At 73.1% G+C, this 14801-nt stretch carries 13 protein-coding genes; 5 read left to right on the forward strand and 8 right to left on the reverse strand.

Annotation, left to right across the window (positions count from 1 at the left end):
- Positions 1-169: 169 nt before the first annotated feature.
- From hutU to hutH, 4 genes are all read left to right on the forward strand, one after another.
- On the forward strand, positions 170-1867 hold the full coding sequence (hutU, locus tag MHY29_RS07745; RefSeq protein ID WP_239239744.1) for a urocanate hydratase: 1698 nt from the start codon (positions 170-172) through the stop codon (positions 1865-1867).
- Positions 1868-1965: 98 nt separating this feature from the next.
- Positions 1966-3345 carry a YjiH family protein gene (locus MHY29_RS07750; RefSeq protein ID WP_224355746.1) on the forward strand — a complete coding sequence of 460 codons (1380 nt, stop codon included), beginning with the start codon at positions 1966-1968 and terminating at the stop codon, positions 3343-3345.
- A 31-nt stretch (positions 3346-3376) separates the two neighbouring features.
- A complete protein-coding gene (hutI, locus tag MHY29_RS07755) occupies positions 3377-4582 on the forward strand; it encodes an imidazolonepropionase (RefSeq protein ID WP_239239746.1) in 1206 nt (401 codons plus the stop codon).
- Positions 4583-4611: 29 nt separating this feature from the next.
- Positions 4612-6216, forward strand: coding sequence for a histidine ammonia-lyase (gene hutH / locus MHY29_RS07760; RefSeq protein ID WP_239239749.1), 1605 nt, complete (start codon positions 4612-4614; stop codon positions 6214-6216).
- Positions 6217-6341: 125 nt separating this feature from the next.
- Here hutH and MHY29_RS07765 read toward each other — a convergent pair whose 3' ends face one another.
- Both MHY29_RS07765 and MHY29_RS07770 read right to left on the reverse strand, forming a co-directional pair.
- Positions 6342-7652 carry an MFS transporter gene (locus MHY29_RS07765; protein WP_239239751.1) on the reverse strand — a complete coding sequence of 437 codons (1311 nt, stop codon included), beginning with the start codon at positions 7650-7652 and terminating at the stop codon, positions 6342-6344.
- Positions 7649-8311, reverse strand: a complete 663-nt coding sequence (locus tag MHY29_RS07770; protein WP_224355742.1) for a flavin reductase family protein — start codon at positions 8309-8311, stop codon at positions 7649-7651. The genes MHY29_RS07765 and MHY29_RS07770 overlap by 4 nt, the downstream gene beginning before the upstream one ends.
- Before the next feature lie 102 nt (positions 8312-8413).
- On the opposite strand from MHY29_RS07770, the gene MHY29_RS07775 reads away from it, so the two are divergent.
- Positions 8414-9091, forward strand: coding sequence for a GntR family transcriptional regulator (locus MHY29_RS07775; RefSeq protein ID WP_224355741.1), 678 nt, complete (start codon positions 8414-8416; stop codon positions 9089-9091).
- A 37-nt stretch (positions 9092-9128) separates the two neighbouring features.
- On the opposite strand, the gene hutG is transcribed toward MHY29_RS07775, so the two are convergent.
- From hutG to MHY29_RS07805, 6 genes are all read right to left on the reverse strand, one after another.
- On the reverse strand, positions 9129-10163 hold the full coding sequence (gene hutG, locus MHY29_RS07780; protein ID WP_224355740.1) for a formimidoylglutamase: 1035 nt from the start codon (positions 10161-10163) through the stop codon (positions 9129-9131).
- A 73-nt stretch (positions 10164-10236) separates the two neighbouring features.
- Positions 10237-10752, reverse strand: coding sequence for a CoA-binding protein (locus MHY29_RS07785; protein ID WP_002857647.1), 516 nt, complete (start codon positions 10750-10752; stop codon positions 10237-10239).
- A gap of 3 nt (positions 10753-10755) precedes the next feature.
- Positions 10756-12126, reverse strand: a complete 1371-nt coding sequence (locus MHY29_RS07790) for an O-acetylhomoserine aminocarboxypropyltransferase/cysteine synthase family protein (RefSeq protein WP_017488439.1) — start codon at positions 12124-12126, stop codon at positions 10756-10758.
- 225 nt (positions 12127-12351) lie between these two features.
- Complete coding sequence (locus tag MHY29_RS07795) at positions 12352-13284, reverse strand: hypothetical protein (protein ID WP_239239754.1); 933 nt, start codon at positions 13282-13284, stop codon at positions 12352-12354.
- Between the two features lie 206 nt (positions 13285-13490).
- Positions 13491-14015: a metallophosphoesterase gene (locus MHY29_RS07800; protein ID WP_224356748.1), complete on the reverse strand. Its 525-nt coding sequence runs from the start codon at positions 14013-14015 to the stop codon at positions 13491-13493.
- The coding region (locus MHY29_RS07805) for a DUF1648 domain-containing protein (RefSeq protein WP_370643481.1) at positions 14012-14801 on the reverse strand (790 nt) is incomplete at its 5' end. The genes MHY29_RS07800 and MHY29_RS07805, both read right to left, overlap by 4 nt.

Below are 14801 nucleotides of genomic sequence, written 5' to 3' on the forward strand. Positions count from 1 at the left end.
TAAGAGACAGTGGTGGGCATGGGCCGAGCGTAGCGGGGGTGACGCGCCGCGGCGGAGTTGCACGTGACCCCTGTCACTGTTTCAATGAGCGGCAAGCACCTGCCGCTGAATGAAACGCCGTGGACCCCCGTCCGGCGGCGCAAGCACCCCCCGTCGAGAGGACCAGGCCATGGCCGCCGGCTTCACCCAGCACGACCCGTCCCGCACGATCCGCGCCCCCCGCGGCACCGAGCTCAACGCCAAGTCCTGGCAGACCGAGGCGCCGCTGCGCATGCTCATGAACAACCTCGACCCCGAGGTCGCCGAGCGCCCCGAGGACCTGGTGGTCTACGGCGGCACCGGCCGCGCCGCCCGCTCCTGGGAGGCCTTCGACGCGATCGTCGAGACCCTCAAGGACCTCGAGGAGGACGAGACCCTCCTGGTGCAGTCCGGCAAGCCGGTCGGCGTGTTCCGCACGAACGTGTGGGCTCCCCGCGTGCTGATCGCCAACTCGAACCTCGTGGGCGACTGGGCCGACTGGAAGACCTTCCGCGAGCTCGAGGCCGAGGGCCTGATGATGTACGGCCAGATGACGGCCGGCTCCTGGATCTACATCGCCACCCAGGGCATCCTCCAGGGCACCTACGAGACCTTCGCCGCGATCGGCCGCAAGAAGTACGACGGCACCCTGAAGGGCACCCTGACCCTCACCGGCGGCTGCGGCGGCATGGGCGGCGCCCAGCCCCTGGCCGTGACCCTCAACGGCGGCGTCTGCCTGATCGTCGACGTCTCCGAGGAGCGGCTGCGCCGCCGCATGGGCAAGCGCTACCTCCACGAGGTGGAGACGGACATCGACGCCGCGATCGCCCGCGTGATGCAGGCCAAGCGCGACGGCGAGGCCGTCTCCGTCGGGCTCGTCGGCAACGCCGCCGAGGTGTTCCCGGAGCTGCTGAAGCGGCAGAAGGCCGGCGAGGTCGAGATCGACATCGTCACCGACCAGACCTCCGCGCACGACCCGCTGTCCTACTTGCCGATCGAGATCGAGGAGAAGGACTGGCACGCCGAGGCCGAGGCCGACCCGGACACCTTCACGAAGAAGGCCCAGGAGTCCATGGCCCGCCAGGTGGAGGCCATGGTCGGCTTCCAGGACATCGGCGCCGAGGTGTTCGACTACGGCAACTCCATCCGCGACGAGGCCCGCAAGGCCGGCTACTCCCGGGCGTTCGAGTTCCCGGGCTTCGTCCCGGCCTACATCCGCCCGCTGTTCTGCGAGGGCCTCGGCCCGTTCCGCTGGGCCGCGCTCTCCGGCGATCCGGAGGACATCCGCGTGACCGACGAGGCCCTGAAGGAGCTGTTCCCCGAGAACGAGCACCTGCACCGCTGGCTCGACGGCGCCGCCGAGTTCGTGGAGTTCGAGGGCCTGCCGGCCCGCATCTGCTGGCTGGGCTACGGCGAGCGCCACAAGGCCGGCCTGCTCTTCAACCAGCTCGTGGCCGAGGGCAAGGTCAAGGCGCCGATCGTGATCGGCCGCGACCACCTCGACTCGGGCTCCGTGGCCTCCCCGTACCGCGAGACCGAGTCCATGCTGGACGGCTCCGACGCGATCGCCGACTGGCCGCTGCTCAACGCGCTGACCGCCACCTCCTCCGGCGCCACGTGGGTGTCCATCCACCACGGCGGCGGCGTCGGCATCGGCCGCTCCATCCACGCCGGTCAGGTGGGTCTCGCCGACGGGACCGAGCTGGCGGCGGCCAAGCTGACCGCCCTGCTCACCAACGACCCGGGCATGGGCGTCATCCGCCACGTCGACGCCGGCTACTCCCGCGCCGTCGAGGTCGCCCAGGAGCGCGGCGTCCGCATCCCGATGGAGCCCACGGTCCGCGACTGACCGGAACACCGGCCCCCGCGGTGACACGCGGTGGGCCCCACCCCACAGCGGCCCGGACGCCCGACGACGTCCGGGCCGTTCGCCGAGAGGACCTCCCGATGACGCACGCGCACCCCGCCGACGGCGAGCTGCACACCGACACCACCGCCATGGCGGCGATCGAGGCCGACTCGCCCCGCCCGCCGGCGCGCTGGCGCATGGTGGTCTACTCCCTGATCGGCATCGTCATGTTCTTCGTGCCCGTCACGATCAACGGGGCGAGCTCCATCCCCCTGGACCACCTGGTGACCTGGGTGCGCGGGCTCCTCGGCCCGGCGGACCGCTACGTGGCTCTCGCCCTGATCGCCGCGGGCGCCGTTTTCCCGTTCGCCACCGGCCGCTGGCGCCAGAGCGTCACCACGACCGTGTTCGCGTTCCTCGGCGTCGTCGGTCTGCTGACCGCCTGCATGGTCGTCTTCGGCTTCGGGCCGTCCTGGGTGCTGGACAAGGGCATCGGCCCGTTCCTGCTGGACAAGCTCGTCATCCCCGTCGGCCTGATCGTGCCCATCGGCGGCGTGTTCCTCGCTCTCGTCATCGGCTACGGCCTCATGGAGTTCGTGGGGGTCTACCTGCGCCCGGCCATGCGCCCGATCTGGCGCGTGCCCGGTCGTGCCGCCGTCGACGCCGTCGCCTCCTTCGTGGGCTCCTACGCTCTGGGCCTGCTGCTCACCAACCGGATGTACACCGGCGGACGCTACACGGCGCGCGAAGCCGCCATCATCGCCGTCGGCTTCTCCACCGTCTCCGCCACGTTCATGGTGATCGTGGCCAAGACCCTGGACCTCATGGACCACTGGCTCTGGTACTTCTTCGGCACCCTCGTGGTGACGTTCGTGGTCACGGCCATCACCGTGCGCATCCCCCCGCTCTCGCGCATCCCGGACGAGCCGTTCCCCGGCGCGGTGCACGTCCCCGAAGAGGCCGTCACCCAGGACCGCTTCCGCGTCGCCCGCCGCGCCGCCGAGCAGACCCTCGCCGAGGCGCCGAGCCTGGGCCGCAACGTCTGGCTGAACTTCCGCGACGGCCTCGTCATGGTCCTGCAGATCCTGCCCTCGATCATGTCCGTGGGCCTGATCGCCCTGGTGCTGGCCACCTACACGCCCGTGTTCGAGTGGGTCGGCCTGATCTTCCAGCCGGTGTTCTGGGCGCTGGGGTTCTCCGATCCGGCACTGATGGCCTCGGCCTCCGCCACCTCGATCGCCGAGATGTTCATCCCCGCCACCATGCTGGCCGGACATGAGGACTTCGTGGCCCGCTTCGTGATCGGTGTGGTCTGCGTGTCCGCGATCATCTTCTTCTCGGCCCTGGTCCCTGCCATCCTGGCCACGGACATCCCCGTGAAGCTGTGGCACCTCGTGGTGATCTGGGTCGAGCGCGTCGTCCTGACCGTCCTGCTGGCCACCCCGCTCGGCCACCTCGTGGCCGCCCTCACCTCCTGACCCGTACGACCCGATTCCCGAAGGAGGCCGCATGGCCAGCACGCTCATCACGGACATCGCCGAGCTCACCACGGTGGACCCGGAGGGCCGCGTCCTGCGCGACGCCGCCGTCGTCCTCGACGACGAGGACGTCGCCTGGATCGGCCCCGCCGCGCAGGCCCCGGCCGCGGACGAGCGCGTCTCCGTCGCGGGCCGCGCCGTGCTGCCCGGCTGGGTGGACTCCCACACGCACCTCGTGTTCGACGGCGACCGCTCCGCCGAGTTCGAGGCGCGCATGGCGGGGCAGTCGTACTCGGCCGGCGGCATCGGCGTGACCACCTCCGCCACCCGTGCCGCCTCGGACGACCGCCTGGCCGCGCTGGTCCGCGGCCGCGTGGCCGACGCCGTCCGCGGCGGCACCACCTACCTCGAGACCAAGACCGGCTACGGGCTCACCGTGGAGGAGGAGGCGCGCCACGCGCGCCTGCTGGCCGGGCTGCGCGAGGAGGGCCTCGTGGACGAGGTGACCTTCCTCGGCGCCCACCTCGTGCCCCCGGGCCGGGACGTGGAGGACTACCTCGACGACGTCGTCGGGCCGATGCTCGAGGCCGTGCGGGAGCACGCGGGCTGGGTGGACGTGTTCTGCGACACCGGCGCCTTCGACGCCGCGCAGACCCGCCGCGTGCTCGAGGCCGGCCGCGCCGCCGGCCTGCGCGCGCGCCTGCACGGCAACCAGATCGAGCAGGGCCCGGGCGTCGCGCTCGCGGTCGAGTTCGGCGCCGCCTCCGTGGACCACGTGAACCACCTCTCCGACGCGGACGTGGAGGCCCTCGCCGGCACGTGGTCCGGCTGGGACCGCGCCTCGGCCACCGGCACGCCCGGCACCGTGGCCGGCTGCCTGCCCGCGTGCGACCTGTCCACCCGCGCCCCGCTGGCGCCCGCGCGTCGCCTGCTCGATGCCGGCATCGAGGTCTCCCTGGCCTCGAACTGCAACCCGGGCACCAGCTACACCACGTCCATGAACTTCAATGTGGGCACCGCCGTGCTGCAGATGCACCTGACCCTCGCCGAGGCCGTGCGCGCCGCCACCCTCGGCGGGGCCATCGGCCTGCGGGCGCAGGACCGCGTCGGCAGCCTCGAGGTCGGCAAGCGCGCCGACCTGCACGTGCTCGACGCCCCCGCCGCCATCCACCTGGCCTACCGCCCCGGCATGCCGCTGACCCACGCCGTGTGGCGTGCCGGCCGCCGGGCCGTCTGATCGACCGACATCAAGGAGAACGCATCACCATGACCACCACCGTCACCCTCGGCACGTCCGGGGCCACCCTGGACGACGTCGTCGCCGTGGCCCGCCACGACGCCCGCGTGGTGCTCGCCGACGACGTGCTCGAGACCGTCGGCGCGGTGCGCCGCCACGTCGAGGCGCTGGCCGAGGCCGAGACGCCCACCTACGGCGTGTCCACCGGCTTCGGCGCGCTCGCGGACAAGCACATCCCGCTCGAGTCCCGCGCGCAGCTGCAGAAGTCGCTGATCCGCTCCCACGCCGCCGGCATGGGCCCCGTGGTGGAGCGCGAGGTCGTCCGCGCGCTGATGTTCCTGCGCGCCACCACGCTGGCCTCCGGACGCACGGGCGTGCGCCCCGTGGTGGTCGAGACCTTCGTGGCCATGCTCAACGCGGGCATCACCCCCGCCGTGCGCGAGTTCGGCTCGCTGGGCTGCTCCGGCGACCTCGCCCCGCTCTCCCACGTGGCCCTCGCGCTGATGGGCGAGGGCGACGTCGTCGGGGCGGACGGTGCCCTGCGTCCGGCGGGCGAGGCGCTCGACGAGGCCGGGATCGAGCCGGTCGAGCTGCGGGAGAAGGAGGGCCTGGCCCTCGTCAACGGCACCGAGGGCATGCTCGGCATGCTGATCATGGCCCTGGCAGACCTCGACGAGCTCGCCGACACCGTGGACCTCACCGCCGCCATGTCCGTGGAGGCACTGCTCGGCACCGACCGCGTGTTCGTGCCGGAGCTGCACCTCCCGCTGCGCCCCCACCCGGGCCAGGCGACCTCCGCGGACCGGATGCTGAAGATCCTGGCGGGCTCGCCGATCGTGGCCAGCCACAAGGAGGGCGACTCCCGCGTGCAGGACGCCTACTCGCTGCGCTGCGCCCCGCAGGTGGCCGGCGGCCTGCGCGACACCCTCGCGTACGTGCGCACCGTGGCCGAACGCGAGCTCGCCGCCACCGTGGACAACCCGGTGGTGCTCGACGACGGCCGGGTGAGCTCGAACGGCAACTTCCACGGGGCGCCCGTGGCGTACGTGCTGGACTTCCTGGCCATCCCGGTGGCCGACGTCGCCAGCATGTCCGAGCGCCGCACCGACCGCATGCTGGACCCGGCCCGCTCGCACGGGCTGCCCGCGTTCCTCGTGGACGACCCGGGCGTGGACTCCGGCATGATGATCGCCCAGTACACGCAGGCCGGGCTCGTCTCGGACATGAAGCGCCTGGCCGTGCCCGCGTCCGTGGACTCCATCCCGTCCTCCGCGATGCAGGAGGACCACGTCTCCATGGGCTGGCACGCCGCCCGCAAGCTGCGCTCGGCCGTGGAGAACTTCCGCCGCGTGCTCGCCGTCGAACTCGTGGCCGCCGCCCGCGCGATCGAGCTGCGCGCGCCGCTGCAGCCCTCCGCCGCGACCGGTGCCGCCGTCCGCGTGATCCGCGAGGCCGGCGTCCCCGGCCCCGGCCCGGACCAGTACATGGCTCCGCAGCTGGCCGCCGCCGAGCAGGCCCTGCGTGACGGGTCCGTGCTGGCCGCCGTGGCGGAGGCGCTCGCGGGCGGGTCCGTCGACGCCGAGCCGCAGGACCTGGCCGAGGAGTCCGCGGGCGCCGAGGCCGAGGGGCACTGACGCCGCCGAGCGGTCAGACGCCACAGAGTGGTCGCGACATGCCGCGTGCGCCTGCGTGAGACGGCGTGTCGTGACCACTCTGTGTGCGGAGGGGCGGCCGGGGAATCGGGCCCGGTCGCCCCGGCTCAGGCCGCCAGGTCCACGTCCTTCGTCTCCTTCATGAACAGGCCGGTCAGGCCGGTGAGGCCGCCGACCACCATGAGGTAGATCGGGAACGCGCTGGTCCAGCCCTGCGCCGTCAGCCACGTGATCAGGTACGGCGCCGTGCCGCCGAAGATCGCGGTGGCCAGCGAGAGCATGGTGGCCACGCCCTTGGCGCGCACCGCCGTGGGCAGCGCCTCGGACCAGACGGCGCCGTTGACGCCGAACAGCAACGCCACGGCCAGCAGGGCGATGGTCTGCACGAGCAGGAACGAGGCGAAGGTGCCGTCCAGCATGCCGAACAGCGGGAACGGCAGCAGCACGAAGAGCAGGCCGAAGGCGATGACCAGCGGACGGCGGCCGACCCGGTCGCCGAGCAGGCCCGCCCCGAGGATGGCGGCCAGGAAGATCACCTGGGCCACGAGCGAGGCCGAGAGGGTGGTGGACTTGTCCATGTGATGGGCCACCTGCGCGTGCGTGGGCAGGTAGATCAGCCACGTGTAGAACATCAGGGAGCCGCCCGCGGAGACCAGGAAGATCGTCAGCAGGCCGCGCCACACCGCACCCGACTCCCGGCGGGGAGCGTCGTCGGCGGTGGGCACCACCTGCTGTGCCGCCGTGAAGTGCTCCGACTCCGTCAGGCTCCGTCGCAGGTACAACGCGTAGAGGCCGAGGACGCCGCCGATGCCGAACGCCACCCGCCAGCCCCAGGAGGCCACCTGCTCGTGGGTGAGCAGGGTGTTGATGGTCAGGCCCACGAGCGTCGCCAGGATCGTGCCCACCACCACGGACACCCACGACGTCGCCCCGAACAGCCCGCGCCGGCCCTGCGGCGCCCGCTCCACGAGGTAGGTCACGGAGGTGCCCATCTCGCCTCCGTGCGCCAGGCCCTGCAGCAGGCGGGCGATGACGAGGATCACCGAGGCGAGGACGCCCACCATGCCGTAGGTGGGGGTGAAGGCGATGATCAGGCTGCCGAGCGCGGTGATCATCATCGCCGCGAAGAGGCTGCGCTTGCGGCCCACCCGGTCCGCGTAGGCGCCGAACACGTAGCCGCCGATGGGGCGGGCGACGAAGCCCACCGCGAAGACGGCCAGGGTGGCGAGCAGCTCGGAGGTGGGGTTGTCCGCGTGGAAGATCTGCGCCGCGAAGACCGGGGCGAAGATCGTGTAGACGTTCCAGTCGTACCACTCCAGCGCGTTGCCGAAGTTCACGGCCAGCATGTCCTTCAGGCTCCGGGGGCGGGTCCGGGGCACGGGAGCGGGCCGGGCCGCGCCGGTGGCCGCGGTGCTCATGCCCGTCCCTCGAGGCCGGCCTGGGCATCGCCGTCGGCGCCGGGCACCCGCATCTCGAAGGTCTCCCGCACCACGGTGTAGTCGAAGTAGCCCAGGCGGGCGATCGGCTGGATGCGCGGGATGTCGATGCGGCCGTCGGCGGTGATGACGTCGTCGTCGATGTGGATGGTGTCGACGTGGGCGAAGACCACGTCGATGGTGCCCACGTTCGAGTCGCCCTTGATGCGGTGCGTCGAGTGGTAGCGGCACTCGAAGCGCACGGGGGACTCGGCGACCATCGGGATGGGGTGGTTGTCCGCGTAGACCTTGGTGACGCCGTGCTCCGCGATGCGGTCCCACTCGCTCTCGCTCGGCTCCAGGGCCATGGCGGAGACGTTGACGGCCTCGCGCAGGTCGTAGGTGGCCATGTTCCATACGAACCAGCCGGTCTGCTCCGCGTTGAGGACGGTGTCCTTGCGGCGTCCGTCCGGGTACTGGTTCGCGGAGAACATCACCATGGGCGGGTCGAAGGTGAGGTTCTGCCACTGGCTGTAGGGGGCGATGTTCTCCCGGCCGTCCGTGCTCACGGAGGACAGCCAGCCGATGGGCCGCGGCACGGTGGAGCTCTTGAAGGGGGAGAAGGGCAGGGGGTTGGCCTCGTGCTGCGGGCGGTACTTCATGAGTCCTCCATGTGATGCCGGTAACAGGGTGTGAGCCACGCTACGCCGCATATCCCGGATATATCAAGCGGAGGGGGGCAGCTGACTGCCTAGGCTGGGCCCATGAACAAGTCGGAGGAGGCCTACGCCCGCCTGACGCAGAAGATCGAGACCGGGGAGCTGCCACCGGGAGCCATCCTCAGCGAGGCGGCCCTCATCGACGCCGCTGAGACGGGGCGCACGCCCCTGCGCGAGGCGGTGCAGCGCCTCATCCGAGACCACTGGCTCCTGGTCGGTGGGGGACGTGGCCTGCAGGTGCCCCCGATCTCCGTGGACGACCAGCTGGAGAGGCTGGAGGTGCGGCGGTCGCTCGAGGCGCTGGCCGTGGGACTGGCCTGCGCGCGGGCGGACGAGGAGCAGCTGGCCGCCGTCGCGGCCCACGTGCGGCACCTGCGCACGGTGGAGGACCTGCCGGCGTACGTCGCCGCCGTCGGGCGCTCGCACGAACTCCTGCGCACGATCGCGAACAACCGCTATCTCGCCGATTCCCTGGTCCCGCTCCAGGGGCTCTCCCGGCGGTTCTGGCTCGCCACCACGAAGGGTCTGCCCGACGAGGTCGAGCGCGGCCGGGCGTTCTACGTCCCGGCGCTGGAGGCGGTGACCCGGAGGGACTCGGCAGGAGCCCGGGCCGGGGTGCTGGCCCTGCACGACTTCCTGGCACGCTCGGCGCTGGACTACGCCGCCCGACGCGCGGCCCACGGCAGCGCCGAGCCCCCGGCCCCGTGGGCGGCGGGACGCTGACGCGCGGCCCCCGCGCCTGCATGGACCCCCGCCCGCCTCAGGCCAGCAGCGACGCGTCCGTCCGGTGACGGCTGACGATCGTGTGGATCAGCCGGGCCGCGGCCTTCGCCGTGCGGCCGTCCACGTCCAGGGCGGGGTTGAGCTCCACGACGTCGGCCAGGGCCAGCTTCCCGGACTGGGTGGCCTCCAGCGTGCACGCGTGGATCACCTCGTACGGCACGCCGAAGCCCGCCGGTGCGCTCACCCCCGGGGCGACGGCGGCCGGCAGCACATCCAGGTCGATCGTCAGGTAGAGCACGTCCACGGCGTCGATGAACGAGCGCACCCAGCGGCGCACGCCGGTGACGTCGGCGGTCTGGGCCTGCTCGTCGGTCACCCACGTGACCCCGCGTTCGCGCGCGGTGTCGAACAGGGCGCGGGTGTTGTTGGCCTCGCTGATGCCCACCACCGCGTAGGAGAGCTGATGCTCCGCCTCCTCGGCGTCGCGCAGCGCCTGCAGGAACGGGGTGCCGGAGCTGGGCCGCGGCGCCTCGCGCAGGTCGAAGTGCGCGTCCAGGTTGAGGATGCCCACGCGGGTGCCCGCAGCCACGCGCGTGGAGCCGGTCAGGCCCGTGATCGAGGCGTAGGCGGTCTCGTGTCCGCCGCCGAGCACCACGGCCAGGTCGTGGGCGTTCAGCAGCCCGCTGACCACCGTGGCCAGCTCGGCCTGGCCGGCCTCGAGCTCGCCCGGGGCGTCGTCGTCGCCGCGGTCCACGGACACGTCGCCCGCGTCCACGAGCGCGCCCGTGCCCTCGAGGTACGCGAGCGAGGCGAGCGCGCCGCGCAGCGCGTCCGGGCCGTCCTCGGCGCCCACGCGGCCGTGGTTCCGGCGCACGCCCTCGTCCGAGGCGAAGCCGACGAGGGCCGTCGAGCGGGCGGGGGCGGCGTCGACGGTCTGAGCCGGCGCGCCGCCGTCAGCGGAGCGGACGACCTGGTGCCAGCGCAGGTGCTCGGGGGCGTCGCCGTCGGTGCGGCCCGTCCAGGCGGGGGAGAGGGCGGCGGAGGGCAGCTCGGAGGCGCGGTCGGCGGTCATGGCCCCATTCCACGCCATCGACGGCGGGTGCGCAACGAGGACCGGACGACGCCCGACATGAGGCGTCGCCCGCCTAGCGGTCCAGTTCCTGGCGCCGCGAGCTGATCACGCCGGTGACGAAGCCGGCGAGGTTGAGCCCGCCGTGGAAGCGGGCGTGCTCGATCTTCACGCAGCGGTCCATCACGATCTCCAGGCCCGCGGCCTCGGCCTGACGCGCGGCGTCCTCGTTCCAGATGCCCAGCTGCAGCCACACGGTCCGGGCGCCCACGCGGGCGGCGTCCGCCACCACCTCGGGGGCGTCGGAGGACTTGCGGAACACCTCCACGAGGTCCGGGGTGACGGGCAGGTCGTCCAGCGAGGCGTACACGCGGTGGCCGAGGATCTCCTTGCCGGCCGCGGCGAGCACGGGATTCACGAAGTAGACGTCGTACGTGGTCGAGCTCAGCAGGTACGTGGCCACGAAGTACGACGCACGGGCCGGCTTGTCCGAGGCGCCGACGATCGCGATCGACCGGGTGCGCCGCAGGATCGCGAGGCGCTCGGGGGCGCCCGGGCCGGTCCAGGTGCGCTCGGGGTGGGTGGTGCTCATGGCTCAGGCCTCCTGCTCTGCGGGGACGACGGCGCCGTCGCGGGTGCGTCCGGTGGCCTCGGTCAGGGCCTGGTCCAGGTCCCAGAGGATGTCCTCGAGGTCCTCGATGCCCACCGAGATGCGGATCAGGTCCGCCGGGATGCCCGCGGCCACGAGCTGCTCGGCGGTGAGCTGCTGATGGGTCGTCGTGGCGGGGTGCAGCACCAGCGTCTTCGCGTCGCCGATGTTGGCCAGGTGGGAGGCCAGCTGCAGCGCGGAGATGAAGCGCGACGCCGTCGCGCGCCCGGCCTCCGGACCGGAGGCGCCGTCGTCGGTGTCCGTGGCCGCCGGGGCCACGCCGAAGCTGAACACCGAGCCGACGCCCCGGGGCAGCAGCTGCTGCGCGCGGGCGTGGTGCGGATGGTCGGGCAGCCCCGCGTAGCGGACCCAGGAGACGCGCGGGTCCTCGTCCAGCCAGGTGGCGACGGCGCGGGCGTTGGCGAGGTGGGCGTCCATGCGCGGGGCCAGCGTCTCGACGCCGAGCAGCAGCTGGAACGCCGACTGCGGGGCCAGCGACGGGCCGAAGTCGCGCAGCTGCTCCGAGCGGAGCTTGGTGAGGAAGCCGTACTCGCCGAAGTTGCCCCACCAGGAGACGCCGCCGTACGAGGGCACGGGCTCCGTCATGGACGGGAACTTGCCGTTGTCCCACGGGAAGCGGCCGGACTCCACCACGACGCCGCCGAGTGTGGTGCCCTGCCCGCCGAGGAACTTCGTGGCCGAATGGATGACGATGTCCGCGCCGTGCTCGATCGGCCGGATCAGGTAGGGCGGGGTGAGGGTCGCATCCACGACGAGCGGCACGCCGTGCCGGTGGGCGACGTCGGCCAGGCCGGGCAGGTCCACGACGTCACCGGAGGGGTTGGCGACGATCTCCGTGTAGACCGCCTTGGTGTTGGGCTGGAGGGCAGCCTCGAAGTCCGCGGCCTCGGCGGAGTCCACGAACGTGGTCTCGACGCCGAACCGGCGCAGGGAGACGTCCAGCTGGGTGATCGTGCCGCCGTAGAGCTTCGAAGACGCCACGATGTGGTCGCCGGCTCCGGCGAGGGCCGCGAAGGTGACGAACTCGGCGGCCATGCCGGACGCCGTCGCGACGGCCCCGATCCCACCCTCGAGCGTGGCGACCCGCTCCTCGAACGCGGCGACCGTGGGGTTGCCGATCCGCGAGTAGATGTTGCCGTACTTCTGCAGCGCGAAGAGGTTCGCGGCGTCCTCGGCGGACTCGAACACGAAGGAGCTGGTCTGGTGGATCGGCACCGCGCGGGAGCCGTGGACGGCGTCCGGGACGGCGCCCGCGTGCAGCGCCTGGGTGCGGAAGCCGAACTCGTGGTCAGCCACGGGGGTCCTTTCGATGGAGGCTTCGGGACAGTCCGTCCCATTGTCCCGGGCGAGGTGCGCCGGGGGCAGGGTGGGCACGTCGCAGAGCGTCACGCGGCGCAGGCCGGTGCCGTGCAACGCGGGTTGAGTTATCACCGGTGACGCGGGCCTGGACCCGTGACAACTCAACCCGCGTTGGCCTGGACCCGGGACGACTTGACCCGCGTCGGGACGGGCGGGGGCGGGTCAGCGCGTGTGGGCGAGCCGACGCCGGACCAGCCCCACGATCCGCCCGAACCCCGCGCGCTGGTCCTCCCAGGTGCAGCGCAGGGTCGTCCATCCCCGCTCGAGGCAGTACGCGTCCCGACGGGCGTCCCTCGCCTGCTGCTGAGGCGTGCGGTGGCCGGCGCCGTCGTACTGGAGGGCCAGGCAAGCCGCCCGGTACCCAAGGTCCACGACGGGCGAGGCCGGGTCGGCCGGGTCGACGGCGACCTGCAGCCCCGGCTCCGGCAGCCCGGCCCGGATCAGCGCGAGCCGGAGGAAGGTCTCGGGCGGGGAGTCGGCCCCGAAGCGCACCTCCGCCAGCGCGGCACGTGCGAGACGGACACCCGGCCGGCCACGGCAGCGGGCGAGCACCTCCGACAGCTCGGGCACGGTGGTTACGGGGTCCGCCCGGCCCGTCGGCGTCCACGGCGGACGCACCAGGTGGTCGCCGGCCGCGATGAGCCAGTCCACCTCGTGGGGGCGGAGCATCCCGGCGAGGTCGAACCAGGTGCGCGCCGCCGTCGTGACGCGCTGGCCGTCGGGAAGGTCGAGCACGTGGTCGAAGGGCAGCCGCACCCGGTGGCTGACGACGCCGCCCAGGTCGGTCCGGTGCGTGCGCGTGGACCGGTCGAAGGTCAGGTGCAGTCCGGCCGGCCGCGCGAGGCGGGGCGGCAGCGGCAGTCCGTGCCAGAGGGCGGCAGAGACGTGGGAGACCACCCCGCCCGTGAGGCGGACCAGCGCGGCCGCGCCGTCCGGGGCGCACGGGTCGGGGACGCCCGTGGTGTGCACGCCGCGGCAGATCCGGGCGAGGTCTGCCGCGAGGGTCCGGCGCCACGGCAGGCCGGCGGCGTGCAGCTCGGCCGTCGTGAAGGCGCCCGCGGCGAGGGTGGACGGCAGGGGCGTGCGCGCGGTCATGGGGCGAGCCTGCCGCCCCCGGGCCCTGCGACGGGCCGAACCGACGCGCCCTGGGGAGGGCCGCCGTCGTCGTGGTGGCTGTGCAGGAGCGGCCGACCCGCCGGATACGGTGGCCCCGGCACGACGCGGGTTGAGTTATCACGGGTGCGAGCCGCCTGGACCCGCGATAACTCAACCCGCGTTGCGGGGAGCGGCCGGCCCGTCGGTCACGGCGTGCGGTCCACGGGCACCAGCTCCACGTCCTCGAGCCGCCCGCCCCGCACCACGGCCCGCATGAGGGTGCACACCGGCTGCCGCCGCCGGTCCGTGCAGGAGCCGGGGTTGAGCAGCCGCAGGCCCGGGTTCGCGGTCTCCGGCCCGGCCACGGTGTCCCACGGGATGTGGCTGTGCCCGAACACCAGCACGTCCGCGTCCGGGAACGCCGCGGCCATGCGGCGCTCGCGGCCGGCCGCCGGGCCCGTCTCGTGGACCATCGCGATCCGCACCCCGCCGATCTCCACGCGCGCCACCTCGGGCAGCCGCGCCCGCAGCCGAGGCCCGTCGTTGTTGCCCCACACGCCCACCAGCCGGGCGGCCTGCGCGTCGAGGTCGTCGAGCACGTCCTCGGCCACCCAGTCACCGGCGTGGAGCACGACGTCGGCCCGCGCCACCTCGGCCCGCACCTGCGCGGGCAGGGCACGGGCACGCCGCGGGATGTGGGTGTCGGCGATCAGGAGCAGGCGCGTGGTCATCGGTTCAGGAACGCCCCGATCCAGAGGGCGGCGGGCAGGCCGATCACGAACAGGGCGACGAAGCCGTAGACGAGCAGGCGGCCTGTGGTGGTGGCGAGGTTGACGGTGGCCCCCACGCCGTAGCCCTCCCGCTTGGCAGGGAAGGCGGAGGGGTCCTCGGGGTCGTTCTTCAGGCCCAGGGGCGTCCACTTCGCGTCCTCGGCGAGCTCCGCGAAGTCGGCGCGGTAGCCGAGGTCCTGTGCGGTGCGGTCCGCCCAGCCGGTCCAGCGGCGCAGGGCGGGGCCGAAGACGCCGACGGTCCCGAGCATCACGAGGGTGAGGACGAGCGGCATGAGCCACCACGCGGGACGCCAGGCGCCGTTGGACAGGACCTCCACCGTGGACGGGGCCGTGGCCAGGGCGATCAGCAGGGTGAGCCAGCCCAGGGCTTCGCGCACGCCCCGGTTCACGCCCTCCTGGCGGACGCGGCGCCAGGGGGAGGCGTCCTGTGGGGTGGCGGTCATGGCGGGCGTCAGCGCCGCGCAGAATGCCAGGAGCGCGGTCATGCCGAGCCCCAACAGCGGGCCGAACGCCACCGTGCCGAAGGACTTCTCCTCCCACGCGTCCGGCCGGCCGTCGATGCCCCAGTGGACGGGGACCCGGTCCGGCAGGCCCGGGAGTGCGACGATGGCCCACACCAGCAGACCGGCGCTGACCGCCGCGGTGAGCAGGTAGGGCAGCCAGGGGATCCAGCGCCCACGGCGCAGGGCGGCGCGCTCGGCGGCGGTCAGCGCCGGTCTGCTGGTG

The sequence above is a fragment of the Micrococcus sp. ACRRV genome, assembly GCF_022346985.1.
GTDB lineage: Bacteria > Actinomycetota > Actinomycetes > Actinomycetales > Micrococcaceae > Micrococcus > Micrococcus porci.

Coding starts and splice junctions, on each gene's coding strand:
- MHY29_RS07770 (WP_224355742.1), bottom strand. CDS start 8,311: ATGAAGTACCGCCCGCAGCACGAGGCCAACCCCCTGCCCTTCTCCCCC.
- hutI (WP_239239746.1), top strand. CDS start 3,377: ATGGCCAGCACGCTCATCACGGACATCGCCGAGCTCACCACGGTGGAC.
- MHY29_RS07795 (WP_239239754.1), bottom strand. CDS start 13,284: ATGACCGCGCGCACGCCCCTGCCGTCCACCCTCGCCGCGGGCGCCTTC.
- hutG (WP_224355740.1), bottom strand. CDS start 10,163: ATGACCGCCGACCGCGCCTCCGAGCTGCCCTCCGCCGCCCTCTCCCCC.
- hutH (WP_239239749.1), top strand. CDS start 4,612: ATGACCACCACCGTCACCCTCGGCACGTCCGGGGCCACCCTGGACGAC.
- MHY29_RS07750 (WP_224355746.1), top strand. CDS start 1,966: ATGACGCACGCGCACCCCGCCGACGGCGAGCTGCACACCGACACCACC.
- MHY29_RS07800 (WP_224356748.1), bottom strand. CDS start 14,015: ATGACCACGCGCCTGCTCCTGATCGCCGACACCCACATCCCGCGGCGT.
- MHY29_RS07775 (WP_224355741.1), top strand. CDS start 8,414: ATGAACAAGTCGGAGGAGGCCTACGCCCGCCTGACGCAGAAGATCGAG.
- MHY29_RS07785 (WP_002857647.1), bottom strand. CDS start 10,752: ATGAGCACCACCCACCCCGAGCGCACCTGGACCGGCCCGGGCGCCCCC.
- MHY29_RS07765 (WP_239239751.1), bottom strand. CDS start 7,652: ATGAGCACCGCGGCCACCGGCGCGGCCCGGCCCGCTCCCGTGCCCCGG.
- hutU (WP_239239744.1), top strand. CDS start 170: ATGGCCGCCGGCTTCACCCAGCACGACCCGTCCCGCACGATCCGCGCC.